The sequence below is a fragment of the Aliirhizobium smilacinae genome, assembly GCF_006335145.1.
In the GTDB taxonomy this organism is placed as follows: Bacteria; Pseudomonadota; Alphaproteobacteria; order Rhizobiales; family Rhizobiaceae; genus Neorhizobium; species Neorhizobium smilacinae.
The window spans coordinates 121,993-144,071 of the sequence record NZ_VDMN01000008.1 but is presented as its reverse complement, the minus strand read 5'-3'; the positions used below and the strand labels follow the sequence as shown (position 1 = coordinate 144,071).

Genomic DNA, 22,079 nt, shown 5'->3' with positions numbered 1-22,079 from the left:
CTCTAAGAAATAGAAAACAGATTAAAATAGATTCTTTAAATAGGGATAGATGCCGTTGTCTGTGAAAAGGAAGATCGTAGAGGTGCTGGAGGGAAAAACTGTAAGCCCTCCTCCGCTTTGGCTCATGAGACAGGCCGGGCGTTATCTTCCCGAGTACCGGGCAACGCGCCAGGCGGCGGGTGGGTTCCTCGATCTCTGTTATACGCCTGATCTGGCTGTTGAGGTCACCCTCCAGCCGATCAGGCGTTATGCATTCGATGCGGCCATTCTCTTCTCGGATATCCTGGTCATTCCGGATGCCTTGAACAGGCAGGTTCGGTTCACGCCCGGCGAAGGACCGCAGATGGATCCGATCGATCCGGCAGGTATCTATTCGCTGAAGCCGGACGGTGTTCTTACGCACCTGTCACCCGTGCTGGAAGCGGTGAAACGCCTGAGGCGGGAGCTGCCACCAGAAACTACCCTTCTCGGCTTCTGTGGGGCTCCATGGACCGTTGCGACCTACATGATTGCCGGCCACGGTACGCCCGATCAAGCCCCTGCCCGCCTGTTCGGTTATCGTGACCGCAAGGCGCTCGAACATCTGCTCGCTTTTCTCGCTGAGATTTCCGCCGAATATCTCGTTGCCCAGATCGATGCGGGCGCGGATGCGGTTCAGATCTTCGATTCCTGGGCCGGTGTTCTCGGTGAAGCGGAATTCAAAGCGTTTGCGATCAAGCCGGTTGCGAGGATGATCGAGATCGTGCGCAGCAAGCGGCCGAATGCACGCATCATCGCCTTTGCCAAGGGGGCGGGGATGAACCTACGCCATTACCGACAGAAGACCGGCGCCGATGCGATCGGGCTGGACTGGAGCGTGCCTCTGTCATTCGCAACTGAGCTGCAGAAGGAAGGCCCGGTTCAGGGAAATCTCGATCCGATGCGGGTCGTGGTCGGCGGTCAGGCGCTTGATGACGGCATTGATGCCATCCTGCAGGCGCTTGGTAACGGACCTTTGATCTTCAATCTGGGCCACGGGATCACTCCGGATGCGGATCCTCAAAATGTCACCCGGCTCGTGAACCGGGTCAGGGGAGTAACCGATGGCTCCGCGTGAGGAAATCGGCGATCAGGGCGCCGGCGGCAAGGCCAAGGCACGCGCTTTCATCGCGCTGGGGATATTTCTTCTCATCCTGGCGCTGACCTACGTTCTGAGGCCGGATGATTTCATCCTCTATGTGACGGCGTTTCACGTCATCGCCGTGATGTCCTGGATGGCAGGACTTCTCTATCTGCCGCGGCTTTTCATCTATCATTCGGATGCGCCGATCGGATCCGAACGTTCGGAAACGTTCAAGATGATGGAAAGGCGGCTGCTTAAGGTCATCATGAACCCGGCAATGATGATAAGCTGGGTTCTTGGACTTTACCTCGCCTGGGATATCTACGGGTTTCAGGGTGGATGGCTTCACGGCAAAATCGCCATGGTTGTCGCGTTGACGGGGGTGCATGTGCTTTTCAGCCGCGCAGTTCGTGACTTCGCCGCGGACAAGCCCAGACGCCCTGCAAGATACTGGCGGATATGGAACGAGGTACCGACGGTGCTGATGATTGCGATCGTGATTCTCGTCATCGTAAAGCCGTTCTAAAACAGGGCTTGCGTTTTTCTGCATAAGCCTCTTGCGGCTTGGGGCGGGAATCGCTATTTTCCCGTCACCTCCTTTTCGTGGCATGCGTGTAACTGCCGTTGTCCCCGGATATCTCCGCGGAAGCGATTTTCACCAACACGCCCAATTTCCCTTATATTTTCTCAAGTGGTCCCCTTCTTCATGGCTGAAATGAAGCTTCAAGAACTCAAGAGCAAATCCCCGACTGATTTGCTGACTTTCGCGGAATCGCTGGAAGTCGAAAACGCCAGCACCATGCGCAAGCAGGAGTTGATGTTCGCAATTTTGAAGGTTCTTGCCAGCCAGGATGTCGAAATCATCGGCGAAGGCGTGGTCGAGGTTCTGCAGGACGGTTTCGGTTTCCTGCGCTCCGCCAATGCGAACTACCTGCCAGGCCCTGATGACATCTACATCTCTCCGTCGCAGATCCGCCGGTTTTCGCTGAAGACAGGCGATACCGTCGAGGGACCGATCCGCGGGCCGAAGGAGGGCGAACGTTATTTCGCTCTGCTCAAGGTCAACACGATCAATTTCGATGATCCCGAGAAGATCAGGCACAAGGTGCATTTCGACAACCTGACACCGCTCTACCCGAACGAGCGGTTCAAGATGGAACTCGAAATCCCGACGTCGAAGGACAATTCCGCGCGTGTTATTGATCTGGTCGCACCGCTCGGCAAAGGCCAGCGCGGCCTGATTGTTGCGCCGCCGCGTACTGGTAAGACCGTATTGCTGCAGAACATTGCGCATTCGATTACCGCCAATCATCCGGAATGTTATCTCATCGTTCTTCTGATCGACGAACGTCCGGAAGAAGTGACGGACATGCAGCGCTCGGTGAAGGGCGAAGTTGTCTCGTCTACCTTCGACGAGCCGGCAGTGCGTCACGTACAGGTGGCTGAAATGGTCATCGAGAAGGCCAAGCGTCTTGTCGAGCACGGCCGTGACGTCGTCATCCTGCTCGATTCGATCACCCGTCTCGGCCGCGCCTACAACACTGTCGTACCGTCCTCGGGCAAGGTCCTGACGGGTGGCGTGGATGCAAATGCGCTGCAACGTCCGAAGCGCTTCTTCGGTGCCGCCCGTAACATCGAGGAAGGTGGATCGCTGACGATCATCGCGACGGCACTGATCGATACCGGCAGCCGCATGGACGAAGTCATCTTCGAAGAATTCAAGGGTACCGGCAACTCGGAAATCGTGCTTGACCGCAAGGTCGCCGACAAGCGTATCTTCCCGGCGATGGATATCCTCAAGTCCGGTACGCGTAAGGAAGACCTGCTCGTTCCGCGGCAGGATCTGCAGAAGATATTCGTTCTTCGCCGTATCCTTGCACCGATGGGAACAACAGATGCGATCGAATTCCTGATCGACAAGTTGAAGCAGACGAAGAACAACGGCGACTTCTTCGATTCGATGAACACGTAATCCTTAGCCGGATTCACCAATGGTTTTGCAGGCGCCCGAATTTCGGGCGCCTTTGTCTTTTGTGGATATGGACGAAGACATGACACAGGCAACGATCTTCTCGCTCTCCAGTGGCCAGCCCCCTGCAGGTGTGGCCGTAATTCGCATCAGTGGATCGCTGACCAGCAATGTGCTCGCGGCTGTCGCAGGATCGTTGCCGCCAGCGCGTCTGGCGAGCCTTCGAACGATTCGGAAACGAAACGGTGAGGTGCTGGATCAAGGACTGGTGCTTTATTTTCCAGCTCCCAACTCATTCACGGGGGAAGATTGCGCCGAATTGCAGGTTCATGGCAGCCGCGCAGTCGTGAATGCGATTTCGGAGACATTGCGGGAACTGGGCCTGCGCCAGGCTGAGGCAGGTGAATTTGCTCGACGTGCGTTCGAACACGGTCGGCTTGACTTGGTGGAAGTAGAGGGCCTGTCCGATCTGGTATCGGCTGAAACCGAAATGCAGCGAAAGCTGGCGCTTCAAACCGGGATGGGCGCGTTGTCTGCGCAATATCTTGGATGGGCCGAGCGTCTCACCTATGCAAGGGCTATGATTGAGGCCGAGTTGGATTTCGCCGATGAGGAAGATGCGCCGGAATCTGCTGCGGATCTCATCGGAACCGATCTTGCTGTTCTGATGAAGGAAATGTCTGCCGCATCCAATTCTGCAAGGTCGGCGGAGATTATTCGAAATGGGTTCAAGGTAGCTATTATAGGCGCTCCGAACGCAGGGAAATCCAGCCTCCTGAATGCGATGGCGAAGCGCGAGGTGGCGATCGTCACCGATATTGCCGGTACGACACGCGATGTGCTGACTGTCGAACTAGATATGGAAGGTTATCTGGTTCGGCTATACGACACTGCTGGTATTCGAGACGCCGATGACGTCGTCGAGCGAGAGGGTATAAAGCGCGCCAAAGATGCCGCGCGTTCAGCAGATATGATCCTCTATCTCAGAGACGCGCGTTCGGGCTTAGATGTGTATGAAGGCTTTGACGTCCCTTATCTGAACGTCGAAACAAAGGCTGATCTTTACCCGAATAATACATCCGATGCCGTACGTATTTCATCCGTGACTGGTCAAGGATTGGATCAAATCCACCAAGCTATTGTGGATCTGGCACGCGAAAGCTGGAACGTCGGGTCTCTGGCAGGCAAGGACAGGCACCAGGAGCATATCGCTCTGGCTTCCAAATTCATTCAAGATGCATTAGATGAACCCCGACTTGAGTTGAAGGCTGATGCTTTACGGGCGGCCGGAGACGAGCTGGGCAGGATTACTGGCCGCGTCGATGTCGAAGATCTCCTGGATGTGATCTTCTCGAAATTCTGCATTGGCAAATGATTCACGTGAAACACATGGTGCTCTCATGGAAGAAATGACCTTCGATGTGGTGGTTGTCGGTGGCGGCCATGCCGGATGCGAGGCCGCAAGCGCGGCTGCGCGGGTTGGTGCATCCGTGGCTTTGGTAACCCACAAGCGCGAGACCATCGGCGTCATGTCCTGCAATCCTGCAATCGGTGGATTGGGAAAAGGACATCTCGTCCGTGAGATCGACGCGCTGGATGGGTTGATGGGACGTGTGGCTGACGCTGCAGGCATCCAGTTCCGTTTGCTCAACCGCAAGAAGGGTCCCGCGGTCCGGGGTCCGCGTACCCAGGCAGACCGTCGGCTGTACCGCGAAGCCATGCAGCGGGAGATCGAAAATCATGCCAATCTGACCGTTGTTGAAGGAGATGCGTTCGATATCGAGATCACGCAGGATGGCACCGTAGCTGCCCTGAAGCTCTCCGATGGACGTCGCATCTCCTGCAATTCTGTTGTTCTAGCCACGGGTACTTTTCTGCGTGGCCTCATCCATATCGGCCAGAAGAAAATCCCGGCCGGCCGAACCGGTGAAGCGCCGTCACTGGGTATTTCCGAGACATTGAAGCGGCACGGACTTGCTCTTGGTCGATTGAAGACCGGTACGCCAGCTCGACTGGACGGCCGGACAATCGATTGGGCTTCGATCGACAAGCAGGAGGCTGATGAAGTTCCAACGCCCTTCTCATTCATGACGGATAGCATTACCAATCCACAGATTGCCTGCGGCGTTACTAGAACAACGGCTGAGACGCATCAGATCATTGCCGATAATATTCATCTCTCTGCGATGTATTCGGGACAGATTGAGGGGGTTGGCCCGCGTTATTGCCCTTCCATCGAGGATAAAATCATCCGCTTCGGCGAACGCGACGGGCATCAGATTTTCCTTGAGCCGGAAGGTCTTGATGACTTTACGGTCTATCCAAACGGAATCTCAACATCGCTTCCGGAAGATGTCCAGGCGGCTTTCATCAGCACCATTCCCGGATTGGAGACGGTAACGATCCTGCATCCGGGTTATGCCATTGAATATGATCACGTCGATCCGAGAGAACTGCAGCCCTGGCTGGAGACGAAGTCGATAAAAGGCTTGTTTCTGGTTGGGCAGATCAACGGTACGACAGGTTATGAAGAGGCAGGTGCTCAAGGGCTGGTCGGTGGGCTAAATGCAGCCCGCCGTGCGCAGGGCATTCAGCCACATATTTTCAGCCGAACGGATTCCTATATCGGCGTGATGGTGGATGATCTTATTAGCCGCGGCGTGACCGAGCCCTATCGGATGTTTACATCTCGTGCTGAATTCCGGCTTTCACTTCGCTCGGACAATGCAGATATGCGCCTGACAGGACTTGGTGTGGAACTCGGACTGGTTGGTGAAGCACGTTCAGCGAAGTTCTCTACTTATGTCAGCGCGCTTGACGCGGGCCGTCAGCGACTGCGTGAATTTACTTTGACGCCGAATGAAGCGGCGCACTACGGGTTACACCTGAACAAGGATGGCCAGCGCCGCAGCGCTTACGAAATACTCTCCTACCCTGAGATCGATATTGCTCGTCTTACACAGATATGGGGTGAGTTATCGGATTTGTCACTAAAGATCGCGGAGGCTCTCGAGATCGAGGCCGGTTATTCCGTTTATATGGAACGCCAGGCTAGTGACATAAGATCGGCTCGCAGGGACGAGGCGCTGGAGATACCAGACTCGTTTAATTTCGATATTGTGTCAGGTTTATCGAACGAACTGAAACTGAAGCTACGGCGTGCTCAACCCCGCACCATCGCGCAGGCGGCTAAGATCGAAGGTATGACGCCGGCGGCTGTTACGTTGCTCTTGGCGCTTGTTAGGAAGGCCGAACGAAATATGAGGCAGGCATCTTGATTTCCGGTGTTTCACGTGAAACGCAAGATCGGCTTCAGCAATTTGCCGACTTGTTTCGCAAATGGGCAAAGACCATCAACCTCGTGGCGCCCTCAACGCAGGATGATATGTGGCAACGCCATATAGCGGATAGCGCGCAGATATTCAGGCTTGCGGGCAAAGCCGGAACCTGGGTTGATCTGGGTTCGGGTGGCGGATTTCCTGGTATCATCACCGCAATCCTGTTGTCCGAATACGAGGATGGTTGGGTACATCTTGTCGAGAGCAATCAGAAGAAGGCAGCCTTTCTGCGTGTTGCCATTGCGTCGACTGGGGCCAGAGGGACAATCCACGCGGTTCGAATTGAGGATGCTCCCAAACTGATTCCTCGATGCGACTTCGTCTCCGCGCGCGCACTTGCTGACCTGGACAAGCTTTTAGGTTATGCTTCGCCCTGGTTACTCGATCAGCAATCAACAGCTTTCTTCCATAAAGGTCGGGATTATGAATCCGAACTGAAGAATGCGCATAGTCGCTGGCGTTTTGATTTGGTAAGACATCAAAGTTCCATACAAGCGGATTCGGTTATCTTGGAGATCGGTAATCTGCATCGGACATAACCGTAAGGCGGGTTCTGGATGTTTGATAAGCGTCGGATCATCACAATCGCAAATCAAAAAGGTGGCGTCGGCAAAACGACGACGGCCATAAACCTCGCGACGGCACTGGCTGCGATTGGCCAGAGAGTCCTGATTGTTGATCTGGATCCCCAGGGCAATGCGAGCACCGGGCTTGGCATCGATCGCCGCAATCGCAAAATATCGTCCTACGATATTCTTGTTGGTGAAGCTTCCGTCGGTGGGGCTGCTGTCGAAACTGCCGTTCCAAATCTGTCCATCGTCCCATCGACTATGGACCTGCTTGGTTTTGAGATGGAAATCTCCCAGGCTTCAGACAGAGCTTTTCGCCTGAAAAAGGCGCTTGTTTCCGAGGGCGCCGAAAAATTTGATTACATCCTGCTGGATTGCCCTCCTTCGTTCAACCTTCTGACGATGAACGCGATGGCCGCTGCCGATTCTGTCCTTGTTCCCTTGCAGTGCGAGTTCTTCGCTCTCGAGGGATTGAGCCAGTTGCTTGAGACAGTTGATCAGGTTCGCCGTACGGTCAATCCGAAGCTTGATATCCAAGGCATAGTTTTAACCATGTTTGACGCACGCAACAATCTGGCTCAGCAGGTCGTGAACGATGTGCGCACCTATCTGGGAGAGAAGGTCTACCAGACGCTGATCCCAAGAAACGTCCGGGTTTCCGAAGCACCGTCATATGGTAAGCCGGCTATCCTTTATGACCTGAAGTGCGCAGGAAGCCAGGCCTATCTCCAGTTGGCCTCGGAAGTCATCCAGCGCGAAAGAATGCGCAAGGTCGCAGCATAAGAAGACGCATTAGACAGGGTAAAGCGTATGAACGACGATGTTTCAAAGCGGCGCCTGGGGCGCGGACTGGCAGCGCTGATCGGTGAGATGGATCAGCCGATGCCGACAGGCAATGCGCCTGCCAACGTCAATCCGGACCGCATGGTCCCGATCGAAAACATTACGCGTAACCCACGTAACCCACGCCGTTATTTTGACGAGAGCGAGTTGCAGGATCTGGCGAGTTCGATCCGCCAGCATGGCATCGTTCAACCTGTGGTCACGCGGACGCTTCCAGACGGGCAATTCGAGATCATCGCCGGCGAACGCCGCTGGCGTGCGGCCCAGCTTGCAGGTCTGGTCGAAGTTCCGGTTATCGTGCGCAATGTCGATGACAGGACAGCGCTCGAAATAGCGATTGTCGAAAACGTCCAGCGTTCGGACCTCAATCCGCTGGAAGAAGCCTTGGGTTATGAGCAACTCATTGCCGAGCACGGTTATACCCAGAACGATCTGGGCGACATTATCGGCAAGAGCCGCAGCCATGTGGCAAACAGCCTGCGGCTTCTCAAGCTGCCCTCGCCGGTCAGAGACATGCTGTCGTCAGGCACGCTTTCCGCCGGTCATGCGCGCGCATTGATCCCGACTTCCGATCCGATCGCACTTGCAAAGGCAGTCATTGCGAGAGGGATGTCCGTCCGTGACGCTGAGCGACTTGCGCAGAACGACATCCGCTCGCAATCAGAACCGCAGGCCGCAGCCAAGCCGGAGAAGGATTCCGATACGGTAGCGCTGGAACGCACGCTGACGGACTCACTCGGACTTGAAGTGAAAATCAACCACAAGGGTGGTCCAGGCCAGATCAAGATTTCCTACAAGACCCTCGAGCAGCTTGAGGAAATCTGCCGGTTGCTGGAGCGTCGCTAAAGGCCCGCAATTCTTTTGACTACATGAGATATAGAATGCCACGTGTCGCGTAAAAACCTTGCAGGGGTTTGTGCGGCACATTTTTATTGCCTCGACGCCTGCAGCGCTGCGCCCAGCAAAGCGTGAAATACGATGCTCGGCTCAAGGCTTTGTCTCTGACGGGACATAAGCACTGCTGACTGGATGCGCGCAGCCTCGCGACCGACCGCATCCGGCCTCCAAGACTTCAGGGCTCTTTCAAAAACCGGCTTGCGCTTGAAATGGATATGTCGGCCAAGCGTCATCATCACCTGGTTGGCCGGTGTCCGTTTTTCTTCCATCTCGATTTTCATCGTGTCGAGCAGTTGAAACTGTTTCAGGCATGACTGCAGAATGAGAAAGAGCGGGGTCTTGGATGACAGGATCTTCTGGAAGGCACGATGAAAGGCCGGAAGGTCACCGATCAATATGGCATCGACGGCATCATCAGCGGATACGCTGCTCGCATCACCGATGATCTCATCGACGTGGTTTTCCTCGATCCTGCCCAATCCGCGGCAGTAGAGGGCAAGCTTGCGGATCTCGTTGCGAGATGCCACGCGGTCGCCACCCAATTGCTCTATAAGGCGCTGGCGCGCGTCACTGCTGATTGTCAGCGATTCGCTCGCCAGCTCAGTATCGATGAGGGAATTGAGTGCGCGAGTATCGTCGGCGTAACAAGGAATCACCGCCACAGCTCTGGACGGTTCAACGATCTTCCTGAGGCCGCTTCCCTTCTTCAGGTCACCAGCTTCAATGAGAAGCGTGTTGGCTGGCGACCCCTGCCCCAGAATCGTCTGTACTGCATCCAGAACAGGCTTCTCGTTGTTTACGCCACGCAGCCATATGAGCTTGTCGCCGCCGAAGAGACCAAGCGCATTGACTTCGTCAATAAGGCGGCCGGGATCACCCTGGAGATCCGATGCGTCGAGCTTGAGAAGCGCAAAAGGATCGTCGAGCGCAACGCCGCTGCGCTTGGCTATGAGGTTGGCTCTTTCCGAGACGAGGCCTCGATCAGGACCGTAGATGACGTAGAAGCGATAGAGCTCGGCGCCCTTTTCAAGGAAGCGCTCGAACTCATGCGACTTTATTTCTGCCATGCGGCTTGCTGCAGCGGAGGTTCCTTGGCGAGCACGATGGCGATATCCGCACGAATGAATTCTGCCAGTTCCCGGGCAGCGCGATTTTCACCGTCCCGGATGGCACGCAGCTTGGCGAAGCTCTGACGCGACACATCGATCAGCGAAACGCTGGAATGTTCACTACGCTTGAGAACCTGGCCATCGCTGGCGCGGGTAAACGTATAGGAACCCGTGACCTGGACACGTCCAGGGACGGGGACGCTGGCTTCCACCAAGCCGTCATCGTCGAGCACATTGGATGCCGTGCTGGAGACATGAAGGGTTAGATTGTAAGCCGGATTCAATGGTTCGCCAGCACCGCCAGCGGCCAAGAAAACAAGTTCGTTACGAACCACCTGTTCGATACGATTCTTGGGCTCCGAAAAACCGACGGACGCGAGTTTGGGAACCGTGCCACCGGCTTGCGAGTAAAGCGGTCGCACCTGGCAACCGGCTAGCCCTACGCTGAGTGCGAGGCCTAGCAGGAGAGCGGTGCGGCGCGGCAGTGATGAGCGGTCAGGCAACAATGTTCACGATCCTCTGTGGGACAACGATGATCTTCTTCGGCGTCCGTCCGTCAAGAGCTGCCTTTACCGCATCCAGCGCCAGAACTGCAGCTTCGACAGCACTTTGATCCGCGTCGCGCGCGATTGTCAATTCGCCACGTTTCTTGCCGTTGATCTGCACGGGCAGCGTGACATCGTTCTCAACGACCAGCGCTTCATCATATTTCGGCCATGCCGTTTTCGACACCATTTCGCCGTTGCCAAGTACGGTCCAGCATTCCTCGGCCAGATGCGGCGTCATTGGTGCGACGATCTGGATCAGGATTTCGGCCGCATTGCGAACGGCTGCGCGATAGGCGGCATCGCCCTTGCCGGCGGCAACATCCGTCAACGGCGCTGCGAGCGCATTCACGAGCTCATAGATGCGTGCCACAGCCTTGTTGAAGGACAGCTTGTCGAGATCGCCCTGAACCGCTTGCAGCGTCTTGTGAGCGAGCTGGGAGATTGCCAGCCCCTCACCTTCCGTCGCCGGAGTCGGTGAAACCGGCTTCAGGTTTTCGGCAGCTTCCGAGATCAGACGCCACAGGCGCTGTGTGAAACGATGTGCGCCGTCGACGCCGGCTTCAGACCAGATGACGTCACGATCCGGAGGACTATCGGACAGCACAAAGAAACGCGCGGTATCGGCACCGTAGGAGGCGATGATATCGTCCGGATCGACGACATTCTTCTTCGACTTCGACATCTTTTCGATCGAGCCGATCGTCACCTCTTCGCCGCTCCTCAGAAGCGTGGCAGTCCGTTTCCCGTCGATTTCCTCGATGCTGATATCAGCCGGTGCAACCCATTCGCCATTCTGGCCGGACTCTCCGAGACGATAGGTTTCGTGCACCACCATGCCTTGGGTGAAGAGGCCCTTGAAAGGCTCCTTGACGCTCACGTGGCCGGTTTCGCGCATGGCGCGGGTGAAGAAACGGGAGTAGAGCAGATGCAGGATCGCGTGCTCGATGCCGCCGATATACTGATCGACCGGCAGCCAGTGGTTGGCGACTGCGGGATCCGTCGGCTCGCTCTGCCACGGTGCAGTAAAGCGGGTAAAATACCAGCTGGAATCTACGAACGTATCCATCGTATCCGTCTCGCGACGGGCATCGTGGCCGCATTGCGGGCAAGAAACATGGCGCCAGGTCGGATGGCGGTCCAGCGGATTGCCGGGCAGATCGAATGTGACATCGTCCGGCAGCTTTACCGGCAGGTCTTTCTTCGGCACCGGAACGACACCGCAGACCTCGCAATGGATGACCGGGATAGGGCAGCCCCAATAACGCTGGCGGGAAATGCCCCAGTCGCGCAGGCGGAAATTGACCTTGCGCTCGCCCTGCGGCGTGCCGGCCAGCATCTGTTCGGACAGCTTGTCAGCGACGATCCCGAAAGCTTCGCCGGTGGGCTTGCCATCCAGGAACCGGGAGTTGATCATGATGCCGTCGTCGGTATAGGCGGTTTCACCGACTTCGAAGGTTGCGGCGTCGCCATCTGCCGGCATGACGACCGGGATTACCGGCAGACCGTATTTGCGGGCAAAATCCAGGTCGCGCTGGTCACCGGACGGGCAGCCGAAGATGGCGCCGGTGCCATATTCCATCAGCACGAAATTCGCGACATAGACAGGCAGTTCCAACGCAGGATCCAGCGGATGCCTGACGCGGACGCCTGTATCTATGCCTTTTTTCTCGGCGGTTTCCAGAGCAGCCAGAGACGTTCCCTGCCGACGGCATTCGTCGGCAAAGGATTCGATAGCCGGATTCTTTGCCGCTGCAGCCTTGGCCAGCGGATGGTCTGCAGCGATCGCCAGGAAGGAAGCGCCGAACAACGTGTCCGGTCGGGTCGTGTAGACCGTCACTTCGGTTTCGCCGGCCGGAGCCGTCGAGGAGACGATTTCCCAGCGCAGTGCCATGCCTTCCGAACGGCCGATCCAGTTCTTCTGCATCAGGCGGACCTTTTCCGGCCACTGATCCAGGTGATCTAGCTCATCCAGCAGGTCTTGGCTGAAATCGGTGATCTTGAAGAACCACTGAACCAGCTCGCGCTGTTCAACCAGCGCGCCGGAGCGCCATCCGCGGCCATCGATGACCTGCTCGTTGGCCAGAACCGTCTGGTCGACCGGATCCCAGTTGACCTTCGATTGCTTGCGATAGACCAGACCCTTTTCCATCATGTCGAGGAAGAGATGCTGCTGCTGCTGGTAATACTTCACGTCGCAGGTGGCGAATTCGCGTGACCAGTCCAGCGACAGGCCCATGGCCTTCAGCTGCTTCTTCATCGACTCGATGTTCTGGTAGGTCCAGGATTTTGGATGGGTGTTGTTGTCACGCGCAGCATTTTCCGCCGGCATGCCGAACGCATCCCAGCCCATCGGGTGCAGTACGTTGAAACCGCGGGCACGCTTGTAACGCGCCACGACGTCGCCCATCGCATAGTTACGCACGTGGCCCATGTGGATACGGCCGGACGGGTAAGGGAACATTTCTAGGACGTAATATTTTTCCCGCGGGTCGGCGTTATCGGTTTCGAAAACCTTCGCCTCGTTCCATTTCTGCTGCCAACGGGGTTCGGCATCGCGCGGGTTGTAACGTTCAGTCGCCATCTGGATGATATTCCGGGAAATCAGGATAAAAGAGTCGGGCAGACCTTCACCATGAATGGCCGCAAGCGTCAAGTTTTTGAGGCTTGCGGGGTGTCAAACTTTGATGCCGAATGCCCTTGGCAGAGCCTCATATGGGCTTTAATCGCTGATCTCACAAGAAATGCATAAAAGGATGTGGGCGATGGATATCGAAGAGCGGTTGCAGGACGTGAAGGGCAAGATTGCCAAGGCTGAGAAATATGCCGGGCGTCCAGCGGGCAGCGTGACGCTCGTTGCCGTTTCCAAAACCTTCGATGCCGATGCGATTCGCCCTGTCATCGCTGCCTGCCAGCGTGTGTTTGGCGAAAACCGGGTGCAAGAGAGCCAGGGAAAATGGCCGGAACTGAAGGCCGAGACCTCGGACATAGAATTGCATCTGATCGGACCGCTACAATCCAACAAGGCGGCCGACGCGATTGCACTGTTTGACGTGATCGAAACGGTCGATCGGGAGAAAATCGCCCGCGCGCTCTCCGAGGAGATGAAGAGGCAGGGCAAATCGCCCAAGCTTTATGTGCAGGTCAATACAGGGCTGGAAGCGCAAAAGGCCGGTATCGAGCCGAAGGAAACCGCAGCTTTCGTGGAGCTCTGCCGCAAGGAACTCGGTCTTTCGATCGAAGGCCTGATGTGCATTCCGCCCGCGGACGAAAATCCGGGGCCGCATTTCGCACTTCTTGAAAAACTCGCCAAGCAATGCGGCGTCGAAAAGCTCTCCATGGGCATGTCCGGCGATTTCGAAACGGCGGTCGAGTTCGGCGCAACCAGCGTCCGGGTCGGTTCCGCCATTTTCGGCACACGCTGATCTAACTCCTTCGTCGGGCTTTCCGGCACTCCCTCCGCGGCCTAGATTGGGTTTATCAGGCTAGGCTCATGTAACGGGAGGTGCATATGCAAAGCCGCTATTTCGACGTTTATCGTGCATGGGAGAATAATCCCGAAGAGTTCTGGCGAGACGCGGCCGATGCGATCGACTGGTTCAAGCAGCCGGAGAAGATCTTCGATCAAAGCCAGGGCGTCTATGGCCGTTGGTTCGTCGGCGGTGAGACCAATACCTGTTACAACTGCCTTGACCGGCATGTCGCAGCAGGGCGGGGCGAACAGAGGGCCTTCATCTACGACAGCGTGATGAATGGTGCGAAAAAGTCGTTCACCTATGCCGAGGTTCTGACCGAGGTTAAGGCGATTGCGGCGGTGCTGCGCGATCTCGGCATCGGCAAGGGCGACAGGGTCGTCATCTACATGCCGATGGTCCCGGAAGCGGTATTTTCCATGCTCGCCTGCGCCCGTCTCGGCGCCGTGCATTCCGTCGTCTTCGGAGGATTTGCTGCGCAGGAGCTTGCGGCAAGACTGAATGATTCGGAAGCGAAACTGATCATCTCGGCAAGCTGCGGACTGGAGCCCGGCCGGGTGGTTGCCTACAAGCCGTTGCTTGAGAAGGCGATCGAGCTGGCAATGGCGAAACCGGATCATTGCCTCATCCTGCAGCGACCGGAGCTCAATGCCGCGATAAACCCGGAGCGCGGTGAGTTCGACTTCACAGAGCTGGTGGACAAGGCGCGCGGGCGCGAGATCGAATGCGTGCCGGTCAAGGCGACCGATCCGCTCTACATCCTTTATACGTCCGGCACGACGGGACAGCCCAAGGGCGTGGTGCGCGACAATGGCGGGCACATGGTGGCGCTACAGTGGAGCATGCCGAATATCTTCGGCATGGCGCCCGGCGAGGTGTTCTGGACGGCCTCGGATATCGGCTGGGTGGTGGGGCATTCCTACATCGTCTACGCGCCGCTGCTGAACGGCAATACGAGCATTATTTTCGAAGGCAAGCCGGTCGGTACACCCGATGCCGGCACCTTCTGGCGAGTTGCTGCCGAATACGACGTGAAGGTGCTGTTCACCGCGCCGACGGCGTTTCGCGCCATCCGGCGTGACGATCCCGAAGGCGAGTTCGTGGAGAATTACGATCTTCTTGGCCTTCGCGCGCTTTTCCTAGCCGGCGAGCGGGCGGACTCTGAGACGTTGAGATGGGCGGAAGAAAAGTTGAAGGTTCCGGTGATCGATCACTGGTGGCAGACGGAAACCGGTTGGCCGATTGCCGCGAACACCGTTGGCCTGGGGCTGATGCCGTTCAAGCATGGTTCGCCGACGCGGCCGATGCCGGGTTATGCAGTCGACGTTCTTGACGATGCCGGCAAGCCGGTACCGCCTCATACGCTCGGAAACATCGCGATCAGGCTGCCCTTGCCGCCCGGTTGCCTTGTCAGCTTCTGGAATGCCGATGCGCGGTTTCGCGAAAGCTGCCTCGACGAATTTCCCGGCTATTACAAAACGGCTGATGCCGGTGTCATCGATGATGACGGTTACGTTTTTGTAATGGCGCGCACGGACGATATCATCAATTGCGCCGGGCACCGTCTTTCGACCGGATCCATGGAAGAGGTTTGCGCAAAACACCCGGACGTCGCCGAATGTGCGGTGATCGGCGTAAAGGACCGCGTCAAAGGCCAAATCCCTTGCGGCTTCCTCGTATTGAAGAACCATGTTTCACGGGAAACGTCTGAGATCGCCGCTGAGGTGGCTGGGATGGTCCGTGACGAGATCGGACCGGTTGCCGCCTTCAAGACCGTCATGGTTGTCCCAAAGCTGCCCAAGACACGCTCCGGCAAGATACTGCGTGGCACGATGCAGAAGATTGCCGACGACATGCCCTGGACCATGCCGGCGACGATCGAGGACCCAGCGACGCTGGATGTGGTGCGGGAAACGTTATGGAAAAACGGCTTTGCCCATGAAGACAAGACCGTTGCAGCGCCGGTCAAGTGAGCCAAAAACAAAAAAGCCCCGGAGGTGATCCAGGGCTTTTCTAATTTCATACGGAGAAGGATCAGAAGCGATCTTCTTCCTCGTCGTCGGTACGAGTCGACTTGAGCGAAGAGAGCTTGGCAAAGACGGCGTCTGCGTCGATTTCCTTCTCTTCCTCACGTTCGCTGCGATAATTGCCGAAGCCGAGGTTTTCGGTCTCGGAAGCCGGCTGCAGGGAAGCGCCGAGTTCGGCGGCTGTCGGCAGCGGACGACCCTTGGAAGCCTTTTCGACTTCAAGGTCGAGATCGATCTGCGAGCAAAGGCCGAGTGTTACCGGATCCATCGGCGCCAGGTTGGCGGCATTCCAGTGGGTGCGCTCGCGGATCTGTTCGATCGTCGACTTGGTGGTGCCGACGAGACGCGAGATCTGGGCATCCTTGAGTTCCGGATGGTTGCGAACCAGCCAGAGAATGGCGTTCGGGCGATCCTGGCGCTTCGAAACCGGCGTGTAGCGCGGGCCGCGGCGCTTCGATTCCGGAACGCGAACCTTCGGCTCGGACAGTTTCAGCTTGTGATTGATGTCCTTTTCACCGCGTTCGATTTCATCGCGGGACAACTGACCGGTGGCGATCGGGTCGAGGCCCTTGATACCCTGGGCAGCTTCGCCATCGGCGATCGCTTTCACCTCGAGCGGATGCAGTTTGCAGAACTGCGCGATCTGGTCGAAGGAAAGGGCCGTATTGTCGACAAGCCATACTGCGGTGGCCTTCGGCATAAGCAATTGTTGAGCCATGGGTATAGTTCCTCTGTCCGTCCGCGCCGGTGTCGCGGGCCGTGGGTATCAACCACAATTTCCGGGAATTTATCGCCGTATAATCGAATTAGGACAGAATTGCAATTCTCTGAAACACGATCCGTGTCGATCATCTTTCAGGCCTTCACCGCCATTTGTCTAATTGCCGCTCCCGCCCCAATTGTTATGAATGCCAAAATGTCGCACCGTTGACCAAAGCAAGGTTGGCGATGCCAATGAGGGAGGAGTTCCATGTCCGAAAAAATCTATCCGGTTCTCAAGTCCACCAGGGCTAAGGCGCTCATCGACAAGGAAAAATACGAGAAATGGTACGAGGAGAGCGTCGAGGATCCGGATAAGTTCTGGGGCAAGCACGGCCGGCGTATCGACTGGTTCAGGCCCTATACCAAGGTCAAGAATACCTCCTTCAAAGGCAGGGTCTCGATCAAGTGGTTCGAAGACGGGCTGACGAATGTCTCCTACAATTGCATCGACCGTCACCTGAAAACACACGGAGAACGGACGGCGATTATCTGGGAGGGTGACAATCCCTATATCGACAAGAAGATAACCTATAACCAGCTCTATGATCAGGTCTGCCGGATGGCGAATGTGCTGAAGAAGCATGGCGTCAAGAAAGGCGATCGAGTTACCATCTACATGCCGATGATCCCGGAAGCAGCCTATGCCATGCTCGCCTGCGCCCGCATCGGCGCGGTGCATTCGGTCGTGTTCGGCGGATTTTCGCCGGAAGCGCTGGCGGGTCGTATCGTCGATTGCCAGTCCACCTTCGTCATCACCTGCGACGAGGGCGTGCGTGGCGGCAAGCCGGTGCCGCTCAAGGAAAATACCGACAAGGCGATCCATATCGCGGCTCGCCAATATGTGACGGTGAACAAGGTTCTGGTCGTCCGTCGTACCGGCGGAAAGACCAATTGGGCTCCGGGTCGCGATATCTGGTATCATCAGGAAATCGCGACGGTGAAGGGCCATTGTGAGCCGGTGAAGATGAAGGCTGAAGATCCGCTGTTCATCCTCTACACGTCAGGCTCGACCGGCAAGCCGAAGGGTGTGCTGCACACGACCGGTGGTTATCTCGTTTATGCGGCGATGACGCATGAATACACATTCGATTATCAGGACGGTGATATCTACTGGTGCACGGCCGATGTCGGCTGGGTCACCGGCCATTCCTATCTCGTCTACGGGCCGCTGGCCAACTGCGCCACGACACTGATGTTTGAGGGCGTGCCGAACTTCCCGGATCAGGGACGTTTCTGGGAGATCGTCGACAAGCACAAGGTCAACATATTTTACACGGCGCCGACTGCAATCCGCTCGCTGATCGGGGCAGGTGACGATTTCGTCAAGCGATCTTCGCGCGAGAGCCTTCGTCTGCTCGGCACGGTCGGGGAGCCGATCAATCCCGAAGCCTGGGAGTGGTATTACAACGTGGTCGGCGAGAAGCGCTGCCCTATCGTGGACACGTGGTGGCAGACTGAAACCGGTGGGCACATGATCACGCCGCTGCCCGGCGTCACCGATCTGAAACCCGGATCGGCGACAAAGCCATTTTTCGGTGTCAAACCGCAGCTGGTCGATAACGAGGGCAATGTTCTCGAAGGGGCGGCGGACGGCAATCTGTGCATCATCGATAGCTGGCCAGGGCAGATGCGGACGCTTTATGGAGACCACGACCGTTTCGTGCAGGCATATTTTTCCACCTATAAGGGGAAATATTTCACCGGTGACGGCTGCCGGCGCGACGAGGACGGGTATTACTGGATCACCGGTCGCGTCGATGACGTGCTCAACGTATCCGGCCACCGCCTCGGCACAGCCGAGGTGGAGTCGGCACTCGTCTCGCACCACCTCGTTTCGGAGGCGGCCGTCGTCGGATATCCGCATGGGATCAAGGGTCAGGGCATATACTGCTATGTCACGCTGATGGCTGGCAATGACGGGACCGACGAGCTGCGGCAGGAACTCACCAAGCATGTCCGCAACGAGATCGGGCCGATTGCGGCACCGGACAAGATCCAGTTCTCGCCGGGCCTGCCGAAAACCCGGTCAGGCAAGATCATGCGGCGCATCCTGCGCAAGATTGCCGAGGATGATTTCGGCGCGCTCGGGGATACGTCGACGCTTGCCGATCCCGCAGTCGTGGATGACCTGATCGCCAACCGGCAGAACAAGGTGCATGCCTGACCTTTCCGCATAATCAGCTGCCGCAAGTCTCTCTCGGCTTGCGGCCGCCGTCATAGGTTCGAACAAGGCCCGCGAGCAGCAGGCTGTCCGCCACGCTATTGCCGTCGGACAGGATCACGTCGGCGACGATGCGGCCGAAATACTTGTCTCCGGAGATCCGCGTGAGCTGAATTCGGGACGATTGTGCCGCCAGGGTTTCGAGTGCATGGCGAGCATCCATTCCGGCTGACCGTATGGCCTCACATTTCGACTTGAGTTCCGGCGCATCGATGCCGCGAACGCGGACATAGACCTCCATCTTCTGCTGCGGCCAAGGCTGGGCTTCGACCAGAAGCGTATCTCCATCGACAACCCGAATAATTTCGGCGGAAACCGGCCCGGAGATTTCATCGCGCGCCATCGCATTGGCTGTAAAGTAAAGCCCGATACAATGCCCGCAACCAGTAACAGCAGTTTGATCATGAAAGGAATAAATTCCGATCAACGATCGAAGTCAATAGGAATTTTATCTTATCGCGGCGGCGATCGTTCAGAAGTCAATGGCGCGGCCGTTGATTTCCCAATCACCGAAACGAGCCGGATCTGCTCCGCCGCGGCCGCCGAATTCCTCCGGCATCGCGGCCTTGGCCTCTGCCTGACGACGCTCTTCCGCTTCTCTGAGGGCACGCTGCGCCGCTGGGGAAAGCGGCTTTTTCGTGACGCCTTCTTCGAAAATGTTTTCCATGTTGTCGTTGTCCGCGCTTTGCATGTTTTCGCATCACCGCAAGGTTTATTGAAAATTCAGGTCGAATTGACCACATGATAAGGCGTTCACAACCGCTAGAAAACCCTCGACGATGTTTCAGATCGCCGAGGCGAGAAATCGGCAACGGAGAGATGACGATGAATGTGATGCGCACCGCCATGCTTCTGGCCTTCATGACTGCCCTGTTCATGGGTGTCGGATTTCTGATCGGCGGCAAGGGCGGCATGATGATCGCACTGGTGATCGCAGCCGGTATGAACCTGTTTTCCTACTGGAATTCGGACAAGATGGTGCTCGGCGCCTATCATGCACAGGAAGTGGATGAGCGCACTGCACCGGAATTCTATCGGATGATTCGCGACCTGTCGGCCAATGCCGGTCTGCCGATGCCGAAAGTCTATATCTACGACAACCCCCAGCCGAATGCCTTCGCGACAGGCCGTAACCCCGAAAATTCGGCCGTTGCCGCATCGACCGGTCTTCTACAGCGGCTTACTCACGAAGAAGTCGCCGGCGTCATGGCGCATGAACTGGCGCATGTGCAGAATCGCGATACGCTGATCATGACGATCACCGCGACGTTTGCCGGTGCGATTTCCATGCTCGGTAATTTTGCCTTTTTCTTTAGCGGCAACCGTGAGAACAACAGCAACCCGCTCGGCTTTATCGGTGTATTGGTGGCGATGATCGTGGCACCTTTCGCTGCCATGCTAGTACAGATGGCGATCAGCAGGACCCGCGAATATTCGGCCGATCGCCGCGGCGCGGAAATCTGTGGCAACCCGATGTGGCTTGCTTCGGCGCTTGCCAAGATCGCGGGTGCCGCTCATGCCATTCCCAACCAGGATGCTGAGCGTAATCCGGCAACCGCGCATATGTTTATCATCAATCCGCTTTCGGGCGAGCGCATGGATAACTTGTTCTCTACGCACCCGAATACGGACAACCGCATCGCTGCCCTTCAGCAGATGGCAGGCGAGTTTCGCGGTGGTGGCTCGACGCGGCCGTCTTCGGCTGATAGATCGCAGCGCACCGCGCGCTCCGTGCCAAATGCTGGCGCAAACAATCCTTGGGGCCGCGGATCGGATGAACCGCGTAAAGGTCCCTGGTCTTGAACGAGATAAAAAACAAAAAGCCCCATAAGCACTCGCCAAAGACGCCGGCACCTGCTCGCCCACATGTCGAACCGAGGAAACCCGGATTTGAGGTGAGGGCAACCGCCGCAAAACTGCTCGCCGCTGCCGTGGATCGAAAGATCTCGCTCGACGGCATGCTGGATCTTACCCACGGCAATGCGGCCTACAAGGTTCTGAACGATGCCGACCGCGCGCTGACGCGTGCCATTCTCACCACCTCTCTTCGCCATCTGCCGCGGCTCGAGGCAGCCATCGCCTCGTTGATCGAGACCCCTCTGCCGGACGGTGCGCGGGCGCTGCACCACGTGCTGATCGTTGCGGCCGCGCAGATCCTGCATCTCGATGTGCCCTCGCATGCGGTTGTCGACCTTGCTGTCGAACAGGCCAATCGCGACCCGCGCAATCGCCGTTTTGCCAAGCTCGTCAATGCAGTTCTGCGCCGGCTGGTGCGCGAAAAGGACGAGGTTCTGGCAGCCACTGCATCGGTTTCGCCGGTGCCGGGCTGGTTCCGGACGCGGCTCGTCAAGGCTTATGGTGAAGTGGAAGCTGCCCGGATCGCCGAGGCGCAGCTGACACCGGCTGCGATCGATCTCACGGTCAAGGATAACCCGCAGGCTTGGGCGGAAAAGCTCGGCGGCAAGCTTTTGCCGACAGGAAGCATCCGTCTTGGAGCGTTCGAAGGTTCGGTGACGGGGCTTGAAGGTTTCGATCAGGGCGAATGGTGGGTTCAGGATGTTGCCGCCAGCATTCCCGCCAAGCTGTTCGGCGATCTGAAGGGCAAACGGGTGGCTGATCTTTGCGCCGCTCCGGGCGGCAAGACGGCACAGCTGATCGCGGCCGGTGCGCAGGTCACGGCAGTCGAGCAATCGAACAATCGTCTTGTCCGTCTGAAGGAAAATCTTGCACGTCTCGAGATGACGGCTGAGCTGGTATCAGGTGATCTCTTCCATTACGCGCCCGAGGAAAAATTTGACGGCGTACTTCTGGACGCGCCCTGCTCGTCTACGGGTACCACCCGTCGGCATCCGGATGTGCTCTGGACCAAGAGCATGCAGGATATCCAGAAGCTTGCCACGCTGCAGGAAAAGATGCTGCGCCATGCGCTAACGCTGGTGAAAACCGGTGGCGTGGTCGTCTTTTCGAATTGTTCGCTGGACCCTCTCGAAGGCGAGGACCTCGTCAAACAGGTTCTGGCCGACACCCCTTCGGTAAAAAGGGTGCCGATCGACCCGGCGAATTGGCCAGGGCTTGAAAATGCGATCACACCTCAAGGGGATTTCAGGACTACTCCGGCCATGGTCCCGCCTTCGGATGGTTTTTCCGGCGGCATGGATGGTTTCTTTGCCAGCGTGCTGCGCGTCGAGTAAGGTTTTGTTCACCATAACGGCCACATACTTGCC

Annotated in this window: 19 protein-coding genes; 13 read left to right on the top strand and 6 right to left on the bottom strand. The window is 57.1% G+C overall.

Annotation, left to right across the window (positions count from 1 at the left end; translation table 11 throughout):
- The first annotated feature begins 49 nt into the window (after window positions 1-49).
- The 8 genes from hemE to FHP24_RS25430 all read left to right on the top strand — a co-directional run bounded on the left by hemE (window position 50) and on the right by FHP24_RS25430 (window position 8,667).
- A complete protein-coding gene (hemE, locus tag FHP24_RS25465; protein ID WP_139679051.1) occupies window positions 50-1,096 on the top strand; it encodes a uroporphyrinogen decarboxylase in 1,047 nt (348 codons plus the stop codon).
- Window positions 1,083-1,628, top strand: coding sequence for a protoporphyrinogen oxidase HemJ (gene hemJ, locus FHP24_RS25460; protein WP_139679050.1), 546 nt, complete (start codon window positions 1,083-1,085; stop codon window positions 1,626-1,628). Before hemE ends, hemJ begins: the two co-directional genes overlap by 14 nt.
- A gap of 180 nt (window positions 1,629-1,808) precedes the next feature.
- On the top strand, window positions 1,809-3,074 hold the full coding sequence (rho, locus tag FHP24_RS25455; RefSeq protein ID WP_139679049.1) for a transcription termination factor Rho: 1,266 nt from the start codon (window positions 1,809-1,811) through the stop codon (window positions 3,072-3,074).
- A 79-nt stretch (window positions 3,075-3,153) separates the two neighbouring features.
- Window positions 3,154-4,446 carry a tRNA uridine-5-carboxymethylaminomethyl(34) synthesis GTPase MnmE gene (gene mnmE, locus FHP24_RS25450; RefSeq protein WP_139679112.1) on the top strand — a complete coding sequence of 431 codons (1,293 nt, stop codon included), beginning with the start codon at window positions 3,154-3,156 and terminating at the stop codon, window positions 4,444-4,446.
- Between the two features lie 25 nt (window positions 4,447-4,471).
- On the top strand, window positions 4,472-6,349 hold the full coding sequence (gene mnmG, locus FHP24_RS25445) for a tRNA uridine-5-carboxymethylaminomethyl(34) synthesis enzyme MnmG (protein WP_394344671.1): 1,878 nt from the start codon (window positions 4,472-4,474) through the stop codon (window positions 6,347-6,349).
- The gene (rsmG, locus tag FHP24_RS25440) at window positions 6,343-6,948 is read left to right on the top strand and encodes a 16S rRNA (guanine(527)-N(7))-methyltransferase RsmG (protein ID WP_139679048.1); all 606 of its coding nucleotides are present in this window, start codon (window positions 6,343-6,345) and stop codon (window positions 6,946-6,948) included. The genes mnmG and rsmG overlap by 7 nt, the downstream gene beginning before the upstream one ends.
- 18 nt (window positions 6,949-6,966) lie before the next feature.
- Window positions 6,967-7,761 (top strand): ParA family protein, encoded by a 795-nt coding sequence (locus FHP24_RS25435; protein WP_139679047.1) that lies wholly within the window; start codon window positions 6,967-6,969, stop codon window positions 7,759-7,761.
- Window positions 7,762-7,788: 27 nt separating this feature from the next.
- On the top strand, window positions 7,789-8,667 hold the full coding sequence (locus tag FHP24_RS25430; protein WP_139679046.1) for a ParB/RepB/Spo0J family partition protein: 879 nt from the start codon (window positions 7,789-7,791) through the stop codon (window positions 8,665-8,667).
- Between the two features lie 83 nt (window positions 8,668-8,750).
- Here the strand turns inward: FHP24_RS25430 and holA are convergent, their stop codons facing one another.
- The 3 genes from holA to leuS are packed head-to-tail and all read right to left on the bottom strand — an operon-like array spanning window position 8,751 to window position 12,956.
- A complete protein-coding gene (holA, locus tag FHP24_RS25425; protein WP_139679045.1) occupies window positions 8,751-9,785 on the bottom strand; it encodes a DNA polymerase III subunit delta in 1,035 nt (344 codons plus the stop codon).
- On the bottom strand, window positions 9,773-10,333 hold the full coding sequence (locus FHP24_RS25420; RefSeq protein ID WP_246091939.1) for a hypothetical protein: 561 nt from the start codon (window positions 10,331-10,333) through the stop codon (window positions 9,773-9,775). The genes holA and FHP24_RS25420 overlap by 13 nt, the downstream gene beginning before the upstream one ends.
- Window positions 10,323-12,956, bottom strand: coding sequence for a leucine--tRNA ligase (leuS, locus tag FHP24_RS25415; RefSeq protein WP_139679044.1), 2,634 nt, complete (start codon window positions 12,954-12,956; stop codon window positions 10,323-10,325). Before leuS ends, FHP24_RS25420 begins: the two co-directional genes overlap by 11 nt.
- Window positions 12,957-13,137: 181 nt before the next feature.
- Between leuS and FHP24_RS25410 the strand changes: the two genes are divergently transcribed.
- Both FHP24_RS25410 and FHP24_RS25405 read left to right on the top strand, forming a co-directional pair.
- Entirely contained in the window at window positions 13,138-13,797 is a 660-nt protein-coding gene (locus tag FHP24_RS25410) for a YggS family pyridoxal phosphate-dependent enzyme (RefSeq protein WP_139679043.1), read from the top strand.
- A gap of 86 nt (window positions 13,798-13,883) precedes the next feature.
- Window positions 13,884-15,818, top strand: a complete 1,935-nt coding sequence (locus FHP24_RS25405) for a propionyl-CoA synthetase (RefSeq protein ID WP_139679042.1) — start codon at window positions 13,884-13,886, stop codon at window positions 15,816-15,818.
- A 61-nt stretch (window positions 15,819-15,879) separates the two neighbouring features.
- Here FHP24_RS25405 and FHP24_RS25400 read toward each other — a convergent pair whose 3' ends face one another.
- Window positions 15,880-16,590 (bottom strand): DUF1013 domain-containing protein, encoded by a 711-nt coding sequence (locus tag FHP24_RS25400; protein ID WP_139679041.1) that lies wholly within the window; start codon window positions 16,588-16,590, stop codon window positions 15,880-15,882.
- Between the two features lie 252 nt (window positions 16,591-16,842).
- On the opposite strand from FHP24_RS25400, the gene acs reads away from it, so the two are divergent.
- The gene (acs, locus tag FHP24_RS25395) at window positions 16,843-18,798 is read left to right on the top strand and encodes an acetate--CoA ligase (RefSeq protein ID WP_139679040.1); all 1,956 of its coding nucleotides are present in this window, start codon (window positions 16,843-16,845) and stop codon (window positions 18,796-18,798) included.
- A 13-nt stretch (window positions 18,799-18,811) separates the two neighbouring features.
- Here the strand turns inward: acs and FHP24_RS25390 are convergent, their stop codons facing one another.
- Window positions 18,812-19,198, bottom strand: coding sequence for a thermonuclease family protein (locus tag FHP24_RS25390; protein WP_139679039.1), 387 nt, complete (start codon window positions 19,196-19,198; stop codon window positions 18,812-18,814).
- A gap of 129 nt (window positions 19,199-19,327) precedes the next feature.
- Window positions 19,328-19,546: a DUF1674 domain-containing protein gene (locus FHP24_RS25385; RefSeq protein WP_139679038.1), complete on the bottom strand. Its 219-nt coding sequence runs from the start codon at window positions 19,544-19,546 to the stop codon at window positions 19,328-19,330.
- A 134-nt stretch (window positions 19,547-19,680) separates the two neighbouring features.
- Here FHP24_RS25385 and htpX point away from each other — a divergent pair, with 134 nt between their 5' ends.
- Both htpX and FHP24_RS25375 read left to right on the top strand, forming a co-directional pair.
- Entirely contained in the window at window positions 19,681-20,658 is a 978-nt protein-coding gene (gene htpX / locus FHP24_RS25380; protein ID WP_139679037.1) for a zinc metalloprotease HtpX, read from the top strand.
- Entirely contained in the window at window positions 20,649-22,046 is a 1,398-nt protein-coding gene (locus tag FHP24_RS25375) for an RsmB/NOP family class I SAM-dependent RNA methyltransferase (protein WP_394344673.1), read from the top strand. The genes htpX and FHP24_RS25375 overlap by 10 nt, the downstream gene beginning before the upstream one ends.
- The last annotated feature ends 33 nt before the right edge of the window (window positions 22,047-22,079 follow it).

What these genes read in the sequence shown, in the direction of transcription:
- hemE (WP_139679051.1), top strand. Translation starts at nt 50, where the DNA reads ATGCCGTTGTCTGTGAAAAGGAAGATCGTAGAGGTGCTGGAGGGAAAA.
- hemJ (WP_139679050.1), top strand. Translation starts at nt 1,083, where the DNA reads ATGGCTCCGCGTGAGGAAATCGGCGATCAGGGCGCCGGCGGCAAGGCC.
- rho (WP_139679049.1), top strand. Translation starts at nt 1,809, where the DNA reads ATGGCTGAAATGAAGCTTCAAGAACTCAAGAGCAAATCCCCGACTGAT.
- mnmE (WP_139679112.1), top strand. Translation starts at nt 3,154, where the DNA reads ATGACACAGGCAACGATCTTCTCGCTCTCCAGTGGCCAGCCCCCTGCA.
- mnmG (WP_394344671.1), top strand. Translation starts at nt 4,472, where the DNA reads ATGGAAGAAATGACCTTCGATGTGGTGGTTGTCGGTGGCGGCCATGCC.
- FHP24_RS25435 (WP_139679047.1), top strand. Translation starts at nt 6,967, where the DNA reads ATGTTTGATAAGCGTCGGATCATCACAATCGCAAATCAAAAAGGTGGC.
- FHP24_RS25430 (WP_139679046.1), top strand. Translation starts at nt 7,789, where the DNA reads ATGAACGACGATGTTTCAAAGCGGCGCCTGGGGCGCGGACTGGCAGCG.
- holA (WP_139679045.1), bottom strand. Translation starts at nt 9,785, where the DNA reads ATGGCAGAAATAAAGTCGCATGAGTTCGAGCGCTTCCTTGAAAAGGGC.
- leuS (WP_139679044.1), bottom strand. Translation starts at nt 12,956, where the DNA reads ATGGCGACTGAACGTTACAACCCGCGCGATGCCGAACCCCGTTGGCAG.
- FHP24_RS25410 (WP_139679043.1), top strand. Translation starts at nt 13,138, where the DNA reads ATGGATATCGAAGAGCGGTTGCAGGACGTGAAGGGCAAGATTGCCAAG.
- FHP24_RS25405 (WP_139679042.1), top strand. Translation starts at nt 13,884, where the DNA reads ATGCAAAGCCGCTATTTCGACGTTTATCGTGCATGGGAGAATAATCCC.
- FHP24_RS25400 (WP_139679041.1), bottom strand. Translation starts at nt 16,590, where the DNA reads ATGGCTCAACAATTGCTTATGCCGAAGGCCACCGCAGTATGGCTTGTC.
- acs (WP_139679040.1), top strand. Translation starts at nt 16,843, where the DNA reads ATGTCCGAAAAAATCTATCCGGTTCTCAAGTCCACCAGGGCTAAGGCG.
- FHP24_RS25390 (WP_139679039.1), bottom strand. Translation starts at nt 19,198, where the DNA reads ATGGCGCGCGATGAAATCTCCGGGCCGGTTTCCGCCGAAATTATTCGG.
- FHP24_RS25385 (WP_139679038.1), bottom strand. Translation starts at nt 19,546, where the DNA reads ATGCAAAGCGCGGACAACGACAACATGGAAAACATTTTCGAAGAAGGC.
- htpX (WP_139679037.1), top strand. Translation starts at nt 19,681, where the DNA reads ATGAATGTGATGCGCACCGCCATGCTTCTGGCCTTCATGACTGCCCTG.